General features: G+C 70.3%; 9 protein-coding genes. 4 read left to right on the top strand and 5 right to left on the bottom strand.

The genetic code is table 11. The features are described 5' to 3' along the window. Window positions 1–65: 65 nt before the first annotated feature. The gene (locus IPH07_21935; GenBank protein ID MBK6920075.1) at window positions 66–3,074 is read left to right on the top strand and encodes a serine/threonine protein kinase; all 3,009 of its coding nucleotides are present in this window, start codon (window positions 66–68) and stop codon (window positions 3,072–3,074) included. Window positions 3,075–3,081: 7 nt separating this feature from the next. On the opposite strand, the gene IPH07_21930 is transcribed toward IPH07_21935, so the two are convergent. Further along, on the bottom strand, window positions 3,082–3,627 hold the full coding sequence (locus IPH07_21930) for a hypothetical protein (protein ID MBK6920074.1): 546 nt from the start codon (window positions 3,625–3,627) through the stop codon (window positions 3,082–3,084). Continuing rightward, window positions 3,624–5,441 (bottom strand): hypothetical protein, encoded by a 1,818-nt coding sequence (locus IPH07_21925; GenBank protein MBK6920073.1) that lies wholly within the window; start codon window positions 5,439–5,441, stop codon window positions 3,624–3,626. The genes IPH07_21930 and IPH07_21925 overlap by 4 nt, the downstream gene beginning before the upstream one ends. Window positions 5,442–5,617: 176 nt before the next feature. Between IPH07_21925 and IPH07_21920 the strand changes: the two genes are divergently transcribed. Continuing rightward, window positions 5,618–7,651, top strand: coding sequence for a glycoside hydrolase family 9 protein (locus IPH07_21920; protein MBK6920072.1), 2,034 nt, complete (start codon window positions 5,618–5,620; stop codon window positions 7,649–7,651). Window positions 7,652–7,661: 10 nt separating this feature from the next. Here IPH07_21920 and IPH07_21915 read toward each other — a convergent pair whose 3' ends face one another. Next, complete coding sequence (locus IPH07_21915) at window positions 7,662–9,437, bottom strand: hypothetical protein (GenBank protein ID MBK6920071.1); 1,776 nt, start codon at window positions 9,435–9,437, stop codon at window positions 7,662–7,664. After that, entirely contained in the window at window positions 9,437–11,944 is a 2,508-nt protein-coding gene (locus IPH07_21910; GenBank protein ID MBK6920070.1) for a hypothetical protein, read from the bottom strand. The genes IPH07_21915 and IPH07_21910 overlap by 1 nt, the downstream gene beginning before the upstream one ends. Between IPH07_21910 and IPH07_21905 the strand changes: the two genes are divergently transcribed. Beyond that, window positions 11,934–12,260, top strand: coding sequence for a hypothetical protein (locus tag IPH07_21905; GenBank protein MBK6920069.1), 327 nt, complete (start codon window positions 11,934–11,936; stop codon window positions 12,258–12,260). The two genes, IPH07_21910 and IPH07_21905, sit on opposite strands and share 11 nt — an antisense overlap. Here the strand turns inward: IPH07_21905 and IPH07_21900 are convergent. Then, window positions 12,239–13,666 carry a right-handed parallel beta-helix repeat-containing protein gene (locus tag IPH07_21900; GenBank protein MBK6920068.1) on the bottom strand — a complete coding sequence of 476 codons (1,428 nt, stop codon included), beginning with the start codon at window positions 13,664–13,666 and terminating at the stop codon, window positions 12,239–12,241. The genes IPH07_21905 and IPH07_21900 overlap by 22 nt on opposite strands. A gap of 117 nt (window positions 13,667–13,783) precedes the next feature. Between IPH07_21900 and ugpC the strand changes: the two genes are divergently transcribed. Then, complete coding sequence (ugpC, locus tag IPH07_21895; GenBank protein ID MBK6920067.1) at window positions 13,784–14,854, top strand: sn-glycerol-3-phosphate ABC transporter ATP-binding protein UgpC; 1,071 nt, start codon at window positions 13,784–13,786, stop codon at window positions 14,852–14,854. Window positions 14,855–14,863 lie beyond the last annotated feature (9 nt).

The following is a 14,863-nucleotide window of genomic DNA, read 5'->3' as shown; positions in this document are numbered from 1 at the left end:
GGAGCTCGAGCGCGCGGCTCGATTGCGGGTGCAGGCGCGCGTGATGTACGTTGGCGACGTCGGCGATGACAGAAGGATCAGAGCCTCGGGCGGTGCGCCAGGGCGGTGACGGTCGCGCGTCGGCACAGGACGATCGGCCGACGCGTACGGCGATCGTGCCCGACACGGGCGAGGTGCGATCGGGTCGCGAGGTCGAGCGCGATGCGATCGCGGCGGGCCAACGCATCGGGCGCTACACGGTGCTCGGTCTCATCGGTGTCGGCGGGATGGGGCAGGTGTGCTCGGCGTACGATCCGAAGCTGGATCGCCGCGTCGCGCTGAAGCTGCTGCACACGCAGGGGTCCGAGGTGGAGCGCGATCGCCTGCGACGGGAGGCGAGGGCGCTGGCTCGGCTCGCGCATCCGAACGTGGTGACGGTGCACGAGGTCGACGAGCACGACGGTCGCTTGCTGGTCGCGATGGAGCAGGTCGACGGCGAGACGCTCAAGGAGTGGTTGCAGGCGCATCCGCCCGATGGCGGCGCGGAGCGACTGCGAGCGGCGCTGGAGCTGCTGACGCAGGCGGGTCGCGGCCTCGCGGCCGCCCATGCGAGCGGCTTGGTGCACCGGGATTTCAAGCCGGCGAACGTGTTGGTCGGCCGCGATGCGCGGGTGCGGGTGGTGGACTTCGGCCTCGCGCGCACGATGCCGACCGTCGAAGGCGCCGGGCTCTTGGACAGCGTGCAAGACGCCGACGAGGGCCTGCTCGCCTCGCACAACGCGAGCCCCGAGGAGACGCTGACCGAGACCGGCATGATCGCGGGCACGCCCGCGTACATGGCACCCGAGCAGTTCCTCGGGGAGCACGTCGATGGCAAGTCGGATCAGTTCAGCTTCTGCGTCGCGGCATGGGAGGTGCTGTTCGGTGAGCGGCCGTTCGCGGGCGGCGATCGGGCGAGCGTGATCGCGGCGATCCGTGGCGGGCGGGTGCGTCGGCCGGAGAGCGCGGACGTGCCGCCGCTGGTCGAGACGGCGCTGCGCAAGGGCCTATCGCTGCGGCCGAAGCAGCGGCACGAGAGCATGGCGGCGCTGCTCGAGCAGCTGGAGGCGGCGCGGGCGACCCTCGCGGGCGAGCGCGCGCCGGCGAAGCCATCGCGCAGAGGTTGGGCGGTCGCGGCCGGGGTGTTGCTGGTGGTCGGGCTCGGGTTCGCGGGCCGGCGGCTATTCGTGGCGCGACTCGAGCAGGCGTGCCGTGATCAGGGCGATGCGATCGATGGGGTGTGGAATGACGCGTTCCGGGAGGCCGTGCGCGCGAGCCTGATCGCGACCGGGGCCACGTATGCGCCGACGGTGGCGGAGAAGGTCGTGCCCTGGCTCGACGATCAGGCCGAAGCGTGGCGGGAGCACGCGACCGCGGCGTGCATGCGCGCGAGCGTGGACGGCAAGTGGGATGCAGCGCAGCTCGACAAGGCGCAGTGGTGCCTCGAGCAGCGGCGGCTCGAGTTGTCGGCGTTGGTCGACGAGTTGATGCGCGCGGATCGTGATGTCGTGCAGAACGCGATCGTGGCGGCATCGAGCCTCGCGCGGGTGGACGGGTGCGTGTTGGACAGCGCGGTGGCGACGATGGTCGAGCCGCCGAGTGCGGAGCTGCGGCCGCAGGCGGCCGAGGTGCTCGCGGAGATCTCGCGTGCGAACTCGCTCGAGCGACTGGGGAGCTACGCAGCCGGGCTCGAGGTCGCGACGGCGGCGACGTCCAAGGCGGAACGCCTTGGTTGGCCACCGTTGACGGCGGCCGCGCGCGCCGGTGAGGCGAATCTGTTCGGCAGCGCCGGTGATTTCAGCAGCGCAGAGGATTCGGGCGTCGCAGCGTTCATGGAGGCGGTGCGAGCAGGGGCGTGGGACGTCGCGGCGGATGCGGCGATCGAGCTCGCCTTTCTCGTTGGACATAAACGGAGGCGGGCCGGCGAGGGCAGACTCTGGGCCGAGCATGCGGCGGTCGTACTCTCGCGCAGCGGCGATCCACTCGGCCTGAGGGAAGCGGCGCGCTTGAACGCCGTCGCCGCCATCGCATTCGCCGGCGGAGCCTACGGCGAGGCCAAGAAGCTCCACGAACGCGTCCTGATGACCCGGGAGCGCGCGCTCGGGCCCGAGCATCCTACCGTGGCCGTGGCGCTTAGGAATCTCGCTCTCGTCCGCAATCAGTTGGGTGAGGTCCGAGATGCCCGCACCCTCGCAACGAGGGCGGTGGAGATCACGAGCGCGTCGTCGGGCCCCGACCATCCCCGCGTGGCCGAGGCACTGTCCATGCTCTGCAAGCTCGACCACGACGTCGGCGCCTTCGAGGACGGGAAGTCGTGCTGGCAGCGCGTGCTGTCGATCGACGAGGTCGCACTCGGGCCCGAGCATCCGACGGTCGCGAACGACCTTCACGGACTCGCCATTGGCTTGAGCCAACTCGGGGACCACGCTGCGGCGAAGCGCAACCTCGAGCGTGCGCTGAGCCTCCGTCAGAATCTCCCCGACGGGGACGGGCCCGTCACGGCGGGAGTTCTGCTCGACCTGGGTGCCGTCAACAAGGCGACAGGCGACTACGAGGCGGCGAAGGCCTACGACGAGCGCGCACTCGCGATCTTCGAGAAGACCCTGCCGGCGGATCATCCGAGCATCGCGATGGCGCTGAGCAACCTCGGGCAGGTGCACTACCTCCTGCGGGACTACGCCGCAGCCAAGCGCGCCCACGAGCGCGCGCTCGCGATCAAAGAAGTGTCGCTCGGCAAGGACCACCCCGATGTGGCGTTCGCGCTCAACGGTCTCGGCGAAGCCTCGCATGCCCTCGGCGATCACCGCGCTGCGATCGAGCACCTGAGCCGCGCGGTCGCGCTACGCTCCGGCGACAACGTCGCGCCGACGCTGCGGGCCTATAGCGAGTGGGCGCTGGCGAAGGCGCTGTACGACGCGCCACCCCGCGACGGCCGCGACCGCACCCGCGCCCGCACCCTGGCAACGCGAGCGCGCGACACGTTCGCCACCGCGGGCCAAGGCTTCGAGCGCGACCGCGACAGCCTCGACGCCTGGCTGCGCGAGCACCCGCTCTGAGCGTTTGCTACCGTCGGCCCGAGATCCGCAACGGCTCGATCACCGGCACGCCGAAGTCCTCACCACCGCAGTAGGCCGTGAGCCCGCCGTAGACCGCGTGGTCGTCGGCGCCCTCGGGGTACACGCGGGCGAACAGCGAGAGCCCGATGCTCGTCACCTCGCCGCCACACAGGCCGGCATCCGCGGGGACGTCGAAGCGCGCGGTGTAGCCGGTCGCGCCCAGCTCGGGGTAGGCGTCGACGCGACCGCTGCCGGTCAGCGTGGCGCCGTCGGCGACGAGGCCGTAGCCCCGCGAGAGCTTCGCGCTCACGGTGACGTCGTCGCCGGTCTGCGTGACGGTGACGCGCACGTCCTGCTTCAGCTCGAGATCGAGGGTGGCGTCGAACAGCTCGACCGGCTCGGGCGCAGCGGTGGTCGAATCGCCGCTGCCGCTGCCGCTGCCACTGCCGCCCTCGGTGGTGGCCCCAGCGCTGGAATCGGCGAGGCTGCCGGGGGCGGGCAGGTCGGTGCTGCACGCCAGCGCAGCGGCGAGGATCAGGATGCAGCGTCTCATCGCGACAGCTCCCGCAGCGAGTTGATGCGACGGGCCAGCGCGATGGCCTCGTCGGCGCTGCCCTCGAAGACGTGGAACACCCACGCCGCGTGATCGGTGGTCAGCACGGTCTCGTCGTGGAACTCGATGTCGCCGGTGTCGCGCGAGACCTGGGCGGCGAGGTGCACGTGGCCCATGTCCTTGATGACGTAGAGGTCGGGGCCGAGGCTCACGACCCCGAGCGGCAGCGCCAGCGCGAAGCTGGTGAACGCGAAATCGGCGCGGGAGAACGTGTACGGGGCATCGTCGGCGAGCGCGAGCGTGGTGGTCAGCGCGTCGACCAGCTCGCCGCCGAAACGCGCGGAGATCTTGGTGTCGGTGTTCGATGCTTCGCCGGCGCTGAACTCGATGGTCACGACGTGGTGCCCGGGCGCGACCTCGGACCACGCGGTCGACATCGAACGCGTGGGATCGTCGGCGGCGAGCGTCAACGTCACCGGGCCGTCGTCGACCGCGGTGCCCGCGAAGGGATCGCCGTCGCCCTCGACCATCGTCTGTGCCGCGGGATCGATGCGCACGCGATCGAGCCCGACGCTGGCCTTGGCCTCGTCGATGACGCCGCGGGCGATCCGCAGCACCTCGGTGGCGTGGGCGAGGCCGTACTCGAGCTCGCCGCGGTAGGGATTGATGCCGCTGGCGTCGGTGACCTCGGAGAGCGCGAGCAGGCGCCACGCGGCGTCGAGGCGCGCCCGCGCGTCGACGCCCGCGACCGCGGCCGCGGTCTCGGCCGCGACCAGCTCGCGGTGCGCGGCGTAGTTCAGCGTGCGGACCTGGTTGTCGCGATCGGCCGGCGGGCCGCCCAGCGCCCAGATCGAGCGATCGCCCAGCCACTTCGAGACGCCGTTGGTCGAGCCGGGCTGCCAGGTGCCGTCGAACAGCGGCGGCGCGTCCGGCAGCGCGACGCGGTCGCGGATGGCATCGGCGTAGTCGGCGACGGTGCTGATGACCCAGCCATCTTGTTCGAGCGCCTCGAGGTTGGCCTCGTACTCGGCCACCACCGCGGGGTCGTGCTTGAACAGATCGGGGAAGTACGGGTTCCAGTCGCCGGTCGCGAGCAGCTCACCGTCGTCGAAGAAGGTCCAGGTGGTCTCGATCTGCAGGGTGCCGTCGTCGTAGCTGGCCCCCTTGGCGCCGACCACCAGCTCGACGTCGCCGAAGCGATACAGCGGTGCGGCCTCGAAGTCGCCGTGCTGCTCGATCCACAGGTTCTTCGGCCACACCATCGTGCGGTAGTCGCGTTCGGCCATGCGCGCGGCCATGGCCATGCCGCTCTGGCCCTCCTGGCAGAACACGCTGGTGCCGAGCGGCACGCCGTGGGTCTCGAACGTGGCCTGGGTGAGCGCTTGGCTGCGCGCCCAGTCCTCCTGCGGGTAGCCCACGAAGAACTGATCGGAGTAGTGGAAGCTGACGACCTCGATCTGGCCCGACAACGCGAGGTCGCGCAGCAGCGCCAACGTGTCGGGGTGACGCGCGGCGAGCACGTCGAGCAGGTAGCCCTGCAGCTCGATGTTCGCGCCCCAGGTCGGGTGTGCAGCGTAGAGCTCGAGCACCGGCAGCAGGCTCTCGACGATGATCTGGTCCTCGACCTCGGCCGGGCGCAGCTCGCCGGCGTAGCCGGCGTAGCCCACCAGCCCGCCCGCGACGTACTGCACGTTGAAGTGGAACATCGACAGCGCGTAGCGCTCGGGCGGCGCGGTGCCGGCGTGGGCGGTCGAGATCGTGCCCGGTGCCGCGAGCGCGGCGAGCAGCGAAAGCGTGGGGAGGAGCACGCGCATGGGCGCGCCGACGCTACCACGGGGCCGTCGATGCCCGACCAGGCGGGCGTTGGGGGGCAGCAACACGCGCGCAGACGCACGTGCGCCGCAGTGATTTCCGTCGGCCGGAACCCGTCGCCCGCGTATCCCATCGGACTCGAGGTCCGATGCCCCGCTGCCTTCGCCCGTCCCTCACGATGTCGTTGCTGGTCGTCGCTGGTTGCAGCGACCCCGCGTCCCATGGCGCGAGCACCCACGAGGGTGGTGGCACCGACAGCGCCGCGAGCTTCGGCGATCCCAGCACCGGCGTGTCGTCGACCGCGGGCTCGGCGAGCAGCACCCCCACCGGTGGCGCGGACTCGACCGACGGCGACGACGGCAGCACCGGCGACGTGCCCGATCCGACGCAGCCGCTCAGCCCGAACGTGGTGGTGGATCAGTTCGGCTACCGCGTCGCTGCCGAGAAGCTCGCGGTCGTGCGCAGCCCGATGACCGGCTTCGATGCCGGCAGCGCGTTCGTGCCGGGCGCGAGCTATCAGCTGATCGATGCCGTCTCGGGTCAGAGCGTGTTCGAGGGCGCACCGGTGCCATGGAACGGTGGCGCCGTCGATGCATCGTCGGGCGACCTCGCGTGGCGCTTCGATTTCACCGAGGTCGTCACGCCGGGGCAGTACTACGTGCTCGACGTCGAGCGCCAGGTGCGCTCGGACGTGTTCCGCATCGCCGACGACGTCTACGCCGACGTGCTCGCGCAGGCGGTGCGGATGCTGTTCTACCAGCGCGACGGCTTCGCCAAGGAGGCGCAGTTCGCCGGCGACGACTGGGCCGATGGCGCGTCGTACGTCGGGCCGGGGCAGGGGCCCGCGTGCGAGCTGCACACCGGCGGCAGCCCCCGCGATCTGCACGGCGGTTGGTGGGACGCCGGCGACGTCAACAAGTACACCAACTGGTCGGCGAGCTATGCGTTGGGCCTGCTGCGATCGTACCGCGAGCACCCCAGCGCCTTCACCGACGACTACGGCATCCCCGAGTCGGGCAACGGCGTGCCCGACGTGCTCGACGAGCTGAAGTGGAACCTCGACTGGCTCGTGCGCATGCAGGGCGCCGACGGCTCGGTGCTCAGCATCGTCGGCCAAGACGGCCCCGAGTACCCGCCCTTCGGTGGCGACCCCAACACCGCGCCTTCGCAGGTCACCAGCCCGTGCCACTACGGACCCGCGTCGACCTCGGCGTCGTACTCGACCGCGGCCGCGTTCGCGTTCGCGTCGCAGGTCTACGCCGCGCACGAGGACGCGTTTCCGGGCTTCGCCGCCGAGCTTGCGGTGCGGGCCGAGGATGCGTGGTCGTGGGCCGAGGCCAACCCGTCGGCGATCTTCTACAACAGCGGCGTCATCGGTGCCGGCGAGCAAGAGGTCGACGATCACGGCCGCGACATCAAGCGGCTACAGGCGGCGGTGTTCCTGTTCGGACTCACGGGCGACACCAGCTACCGCACGGTGGTCGACGCCAACCTCGGGCAGACCCAGCTGATGGGCTCGGGTTACCTCGACATGTTCGCGGTCGAAGAGCAGGACGCGCTGCTCGAGTACGCCGGCACCGCCAACGCGACCCCGGCCCGGGTCGACGAAATCCTCGCGGCCTACGCCGAGGGCGTCGCCAGCGGCAACAACCTCGGCGCGCTGCAGGACGATCCCGATCCGTACCTCGCGTACACCTACGTCTACGTCTGGGGCAGCAACCAAGTCAAAGCCGACCAGGGCAACCTCTTGTTCGATGTCGTCGCGTACGACGTCGCGGGTGTCGATGCGGCCGCGGCCGCGCGGGCGGCCGAGCGGTTCGTGCACTACATCCACGGCGTGAACCCGCTGCAGCTGGTCTACCTCTCGACGATGGAGGCGTACGGCGCCAGCAACTCGGTGCGCACGATCTATCATGCGTGGTTCTCGCACGGCTCGCTGTGGGACGAGACCGGCGTGTCGATGTACGGCCCGCCGCCGGGCTACCTCGTCGGCGGGCCCAACCCCAGCTATGCGTGGGATGGTTGCTGCCCGGGCGGCTGCAGCGGCTACGACTGCGGTGCGGCGCCGTTGTCCCCGCCCTCCGGGCAGCCGCCGCAGAAGTCGTACGCGCAGTTCAACGACGGCTGGCCGATCGACTCGTGGTCGGTCACCGAGCCGTCGAATGGCTACCAGATCCGCTACATCCGACTGCTGTCGAAGTTCGTCGGGTGAGGGCTCGCGATCACAGCAGCTCGCCGATGTGATCGGCGAGCTCGTGGTCGACGGTGCGGGCCTGGATCGCCGCGAGCGCGACGTGGGCGTCGGCGACGAGCGCAGGATCGGGCTGGGCGTCGACCAGCGCGGAGACCACCATGCCGTCGAGCTCGGCGTTGTACTGTCCGACCCGTGCGCGCTCGATGAAGCGCGCGTCGATGCGGCCTTCGTAGTGACGCTTGCGCAGCACGTCGAGCGCAACCGATGCCACCGCGCGGTCTTCGTCGGCGAGGGCGTCGAGCAGCGCGGCGGTCGCGTCCTGGCGCGGCCAGTGCCGCAGACCCGAGACCGCCTCGATGCGCACGTCGGAGTCGCCGTCGGTCGTCGCGAGCAGCAGCCGCGCGACGTCGTCGGGGCGCTTGGCGTTGCCCAGGCCGGCGATGGCACCGGCGCGCAGGAAGCCGTCCTCGTCGGCGGCGAGCGTGACCAGCCGCGCGTGCAGCCGCTCGGCCAGCCACAGGTCGTCGACGCGCTCGGCCACCACGCCCATGACATGCAGCGCGCCGCGGTGCAGCTCGTGATCGCCGGCCTCGTCGGCGGCGTCGGCCAAGGCGAGCAGGAACTCGCCGGACTCGGCGGTCGGCGCCGCGACGAAGGCAAAGCGCTGCACCAACACCATCCGCTCGGGCCACGTGCGCGCCTCGGGTTGCGACAACAGCTCACGCATCGCCGCCTGCGCCTGCAGGGTGCCGGCGGCCGCGAGCATGTCGAAGCCGAGCTGTCGGCCGCCGCCGTCGGATCGCATCACCATCGCCGAGACCTCGTCGGCGCGCTCGGGCCAGCCGCGCAGGTACGCGACCGCCTGCGAGAACTCGCCCGCCGCCGGCTGCAAGCCGCCATCGGCCGCCATCAGCGCGATCGAGAGGTCCTGCGCGGTGATCTCGGCCGCGTACTGCCGGTCGACCTCGCGTGCAGCGGCGGCCATGTCGGGGGCGGCGTTGGGATCGATCTCGATTGGGTCCAACAGCGGCATCGCGTCGCTGCGATCGACGCCGATGCGGGTCAGCGTGAAGCGATCGTCCGCGATGATCCCGTTGTCGCCGGGCAGGTCGACGCTGTCGACCAGCTCGATGCGCGTGGGCACGCGATCCGCGTCGAGCTCGATGCGCCCGGTCGCCACCAACGCCTCGGCACCGACGGCGGTGCCGGGGGCCGTGTCGAAGCGAAGCACCTGCGAGAGCTCGCGGGTCACCACGTGGTCGCCGTCTTCGCGATAGGTCGCCTCGACCAGCCCGTGTCCGCTGCGAATGGTTCGCGAGGGCTCGCCAGGGTCGCTGCCGCGCAGATCGAGCCGCGCGATGACGCCGGTCATGAGCTCGCGGAACACCGGCGGATCGGCGGGATCGAAGAAGGCCCGGTGCACGTCACCGTGTTCACCGACCAGCAGCTCCGCGCGTCGCCCCAGCAGCAACACCGGGTCGAGCTCGATGGGCAGGTTCTGTGCCCGCAGCTCGTGGCGGCGCAGGCTCGCGAACGACAGCGACAGCCGCGTGCCCTCGGGGCCCGACGACAGCACGCTGACCGCCAGCTCGCCCTCGAGATCGAGCGCGCCGGAGATGCCGCTGCCGTCGCGCCGGCGGGTCGCGTCGGCGTGCCACGCCAGCTCGTAGGTGTGGCGATCGCCGACGCGCAGGCCCGGTGCACGCGACGCCTGTTGCTCGAGGGGCGCGGGCGAGACCGCGGCCGAGGGGGTCGCCTGGCCGCACGCGACGGCCAACAGCACGGTGAGGATCGCGGTGCGCATCACTTCAACCCCATGAACGAGACGTTGGCGGCGAGCTTCATCAGCGGGACGTCGCTGAACAGGCCCTTCCAGCGGACGAGCTCGAACTCCTCCTCGTAGAGCAGGAACTCGAGGTAGAGCGAGACGCGGCCGCCGAGGGTGCCGAGCATCAGCCGCAGGTCGGAGCCGAACGTGACCGCCGGGATGCCGTTCTTGCTGCCGATGCCGAGCGCGAAGTCGATCGGCGTGCTGATCATGGTGAGCAGCAGCGACGCGCGGATGCCCGCGCTCACCAGACCCGCGATCCCGACGCCGACCTTGCCGTTGCCGAAGGCCATGAACACCGGGATGTACGCACCGTTGACGCCGAACTTCGGCTGCGTGGTGCTGCACGAGGTGGAGGCGGTGCCGCCCACCTCCAGGCCGGAGCCGAACATCAGCTCGCCCCAGACCTGGCCCGAGACCGGCACGAACCCGACCAGGATGTCGAAGCGCGGCTTCGGATCGGGCACGCTGATGCTCTTGCCGGGTGTGTCGCTCCCGCCGAAGGTCTGCGTGCCGGCCCACGCCGCGTCCTTCGACTGGTAGAGCGAGATGTCGAACATCTTCAGGTGCGCCTTGTACTGCGCGTGGCCGTCGGCGCGCGGCTTGGATCGCACCTGCACCGCGCCGCTCACGATCGGGAAGCTCTTGCCCGAGAGGTAGGCGTCGAAGCTCATGTTGCCGTGGACCGAGCCCTCGAGCTCGCACACGTCGCCGCCGGACTTGGTCGCCGGCTGCACGCGCCACCCGATGTCGTAGTCGTAGCCGGCGCCGAACGATTCCTTGTCACCGGCGTAGTCGCCCCCCTTCCAGTCCTTGCCGAGGATGCGACCGCCGTTGTTCTCCTTGTGGCCCATCAAGTACTGATCGACGGCCTTGAGCTCCTCCTGTACGACGCGCTGCATCTCGCGCAGGCGTGCGTCGACACGGGCCAGGTTCGGGAAGCCGTCCATCGAGGTCCCCGGCCAGGTGTTGACCGTCTCGAAGGTGTCCGGGGTCTTGAACGCCTTGCAGAATTGCTCGTCGGCGATCTGGGCGTCGAGCGCGGGCATCTGGATGAGCACGCTCTGCTCGAACATCTCCATCGTCCAGTCGCAGCGTCGATTCGCCGGATCGAGGCAGCTGAGTTGCCCGGCCTCCTTGCGGGCCCACTCGGCCCGCAGGAACTGGCCGATGCGACAGCTGATGGGGCCCCGGAAGTCGGTCTCCATGCCCCAGTCGTCGTCGGGCCGGATGCAGTTCGAGTTGACCTGCGGCGCGGGCCCCTGGGTGGCGGTTCCGTTGTGGGTGGGCTGTGCCGGTGCGGGCATGGCCAGCATGCCGGTTGCGGGCGCCGCCTCGCGAGCGCCCTGCTGCTGGGGCTGCGCGCCCAACTTGATCTGGTGCAGCGCGTCGGTACGGCTCTTCTGGAAGATCTGATTGCCGAAGCGATTCTTCAGCTGGATGTACTGATCGCGACGATGCTCCATGTACTTCTTCTCGAGATCGTAGCGCTCGAATGGATCGCGCGACTGCATGTCGATCGGCAGTACGAACTCTTGCTCCGCACGCTGCTCGGGAATTGCTTCGTTGGCCACCGCCGCGCGGTACTGGTCGAGCAGGCCGCGGAAACGCGCCAATCGACGCGCGTACTCCTCGGCCTCCGCCTCGCTGACCGAGATGGTCGCGAAGTGCATCTTCTTGTGGTAGGCCCAGACGTCCTTGAAGCTTCGGTCGTCGTCGCAGCCGGAGCCTTGGCACGTGCCGATGCTGTAGTACTTCTGGCCCGCCTTCAGCGCCGCCTCGAGCGCGAGGATGGCGGGGGTGTCGGCGAGCTTGGCGTCGCGACCGTTGGCCCGCACGAAGCGCTCGACCGATGGCACGAACATCTCGTTCTTGGGCTTCAAACCGGTGGGCAACGTCAGCTGTCGCGCGGTCTCGTTGTCGGCCTCGTCCTTCAGTTTGCGATCGGCGATGCCGCCGTTGCCCGCGAAGTACGCGACGTCGAACACACACTCCTTGTCACCGCGGCATCGCGACGACGCATCGATGAACCGCGCGGCGGTGAAGCTGCGCGAGTACGCGTACTCCTTGCACCCCGAGACCGCGAGCGCGTTGGTGTTCCAGCTGGGGTTGCGCCAGTACTGCAGCGCCTCGACGCCCAGCACGGTCTCCTTGCGCGCAGCCGGTGGTGCCGCCGCGGTGTCGTAGCCGCCGTAGCCCGCGAGCAGGTCATCGGACTTGGCGTACTTGGTCCGGAGGGTCGCGCGGTCCGAGGTGAGCCGGGACGACGACGGCGCGAACTTCTTGTACTTGCCGTCGCGCAGGTTCTTGGGCATCTCGCTCTTGGACGGCTGCAACATCTTGACGGTCGGCTTCGCCGACGAGCCCGCGTTGACGCCCTTGTAGTCCTCGAGCTTGTCCTCCACCGCATCGCGGCAGGCCTCGCGATTCGCGATGCCGCACGGGGTCTCGAGGTACGGGATGTCCTCGCCGTTGACCTTCACGATCGACAGGCACTTGGCCTCCGAGGGAACGGAGCATGCGCCGGCGGGGACGACCGGCGGGGTGGTCGGCGCGGTGGTGTGCGGTACCGGTTGGCTCGGTTGCACCGGCGCGGAGCTGGCGATGGCCGCGGTGCCGCCGATGGCGATCGCAACGGCGAGGGACAACGAGGTGCGGGACAGCGGCATTTCGCCGGTGGGGCCGCTCGATCGCCGTGTGACGGAGGCGCCCGCCGATTTCCTGCGGGTGCAGAATCGCTCGGGCCGGCGCCCTCCCGGCTTCGCGTCGAAGGGGCCCTATGGCCCGTACGCGCCGTAGCCCGCGGCCGCGGCGGCTTGGGCGTGGAAGTCTCCGCCGGCGGGATCGACCAGCTCGGGATCGAGCATCTGCACGCCGGTGACGCAGGCACCGCTCGCATCGCCGCCGAACACGACGTTGTCGTCGATCGCGAGCGTCCCGGCGCAGCCGTTGGTCAGCTGCTCGAGCGCGACGAAGATGTTCCGCGAGACGTTCGCGTCCGGCGTGCCCTCGTCGACATTGATCTCCGAGCGGTTGGCGCTGCTCGAGCCCGTGCCGTCCTCGACGAAGGTGTTCTGGGTGATCTCGACCGAAGAGACCGCGTTACCGACGAAGCGGATGCCCGAGTAGTAGTTGCCGTAGAAGATGTTGTTGCGGATGATGACGTTCGTCAGCGGTCCATCGTAGCCGCCACCGACGTTGCCATTGATCACCATGCCGTCTTGGTAGTCGGCATGGCCGTTCTCGAGGATGCGGTTGCGCTCGACCAGCAGGCCGTCGATGCTCAGCGAGGAGTCCTCGTAGTGGGTGTAGACCTGGATGCCCCGCGAGGCGTTGCCGCGGATGACGTTGTTGCGCAGCACCAGGTCGCTGCCGGCCGAGATGTACACGCCGTGATCGAGCGCACCGTCGTCGGTGCCGCAGCGCCCGAAGTTCTCGATCAAGCACGCCTCGACGGTGATGCCGCTCGAGCCCGAGCCGTCGTCGCGGCCGGGGATCTCGACGTGGCCCCCGCGGGCGCCGTGCTGGCAGTCGCCGGTGAGCGTGAGGTGCGTGAGCGTGATGTCGCTGCCCAGCACCGTGATGGTGTTGTAGGCGTCGGTGCTGGTCTGGGTCGAGATGTCGAAGGTCATGTTCGACAGCACGATGTGGTCCGAGCTCGAGCTGCCGTCGTGCTCGAAGGTCGCGCGGCTGCGCACGATCACGCCGTCGCGCGACTCGCCGACCCACACCAGCGGCTGCTCGGCCGTGCCCCCGCGCAAGAAGTACAGGAGCGGCGAGCCGCTGGTCTGCTCGTACACGCCGTCGTGCACGAAGAAGCAGGTCGCGTCGGTGCCGCTCTCGCCCCGCGCCGCGCTGGCCATCTCCTCGGCGTCGTGGATGTCGACCTGCACCGCGCCATCGGGGCAGGCACCGGGCTCGTCGATCCACTCGCCGATGCCGTCGTCGCCGGGGCTCGGGCCGGTGTCGTTGCCGGTGTCGCTGCCGGTGTCGGCGCTGGTGTCTGCGCCGGGTCCGGTCGCGCTGGTCTGCGCCTGGCCACCGCTGGCTTCGTCGCCGAAGGTGGTGCCGTGGCCCTCGGTGCCGACAGTGGCCGCGGAGGTGCCATCGCCGAGTGACGCCGCATCGCCGTTGGCGGCACCGTCGTCGCTGCAGGACGTGGCGAGACACACGAGGACGACCAGGCAAGCGGCGCGCGACAGCATCCGCCCACGATAGCAACGCGCGTGCGGGGGGTACAGTGGCCAGGCAGCGCCCAGGCAGCGGCCGATGCTGCGCCAGGCTTGGCGCAGCCGCGCAGGCTGATAGCATGCGCCGGATCCATGGTCGACGTGCGCCTCCATGACGTGGGCAAGCGCTTCGGCGACACCGTCGTGCTCGACGGCGTCGACGCGCACTTCCCCGATGGCGCGTTCATCGTGCTGGTCGGCAGCAGTGGCTGCGGCAAGTCGACGCTGCTGCGCTGCATCGCGGGGCTCGAGGAGGTCACCGCCGGGCGCATCGAGTTCGGTGGCCGCGACGTGACCCACGATGTGCCGCGCGACCGCGACGTCGCGATGGTGTTCCAGTCGTACGCGCTCTATCCCCACATGACCGTGCGTCGCAACCTCGCGTTCGGCCTGGAGCTGCGCAAGGTCGATCGCGCGGTCATCGACGCGCGGGTCGCCGAGGTCGCCAAGCTGCTGTCGATCGAGCACCTGCTCGACCGCCATCCCCGGGCACTGAGCGGCGGTCAGCGTCAGCGGGTCGCGATGGGCCGCGCGATCGTGCGTCGGCCGGCGGTGTTCATGTTCGACGAGCCGCTGTCGAACCTGGACCCCGCGCTGCGCAACCAGGTGCGGGTCGAGATCCGCAAGCTCCACGACGAGCTCGGCGCAACCTCGATCTACGTCACCCACGATCAGGTGGAGGCGATGACGCTCGCCGATCATCTGGTGGTGCTCGATCGCGGGCGCGTGCAGCAGATCGGCGCGCCGCTCGAGGTCTACCAGCGGCCGGCGAATCGCTTCGTCGCCGGTTTTCTCGGCAGCCCGGCGATGAACTTCCTGCCGGCGAAGGTGGTCGGCGCCGGCATGCTCGCGCTCGTCGACGGCACCCACGTGCCCAGCGCGCTGGCGTCCGCGCTCGCGCCGGAGCGCGCGCTCGAGCTCGGCATCCGCCCCCAGGACGTGACGATCGCCGACGACGGCCTGCCGTTTGTGGTCGAGCTGGTCGAGACGCTGGGGCCGACCGTGCACGTCCACGGCCGCATCGCCGACACCGCCTTCGTGGCCGCATTCGATGGGCACAGCGGCCCGGCCAAGGGGACGCGGCTGCGCCTGCGGGTGAACCAGCTGCACCTGTTCGATCGCGACACCGGGCTCGCGCTGCGCGACGAGGCTCCGCGCTCGTGAGCGCGCGGG

This window comes from Deltaproteobacteria bacterium, from assembly GCA_016709225.1.
Lineage (GTDB): Bacteria > Myxococcota_A > Polyangia > Nannocystales > Nannocystaceae > Xiheibacterium > Xiheibacterium phototrophicum.
Note: the sequence above shows the minus strand (reverse complement) of the source record. Positions and strands in the feature narration are given on the sequence as shown.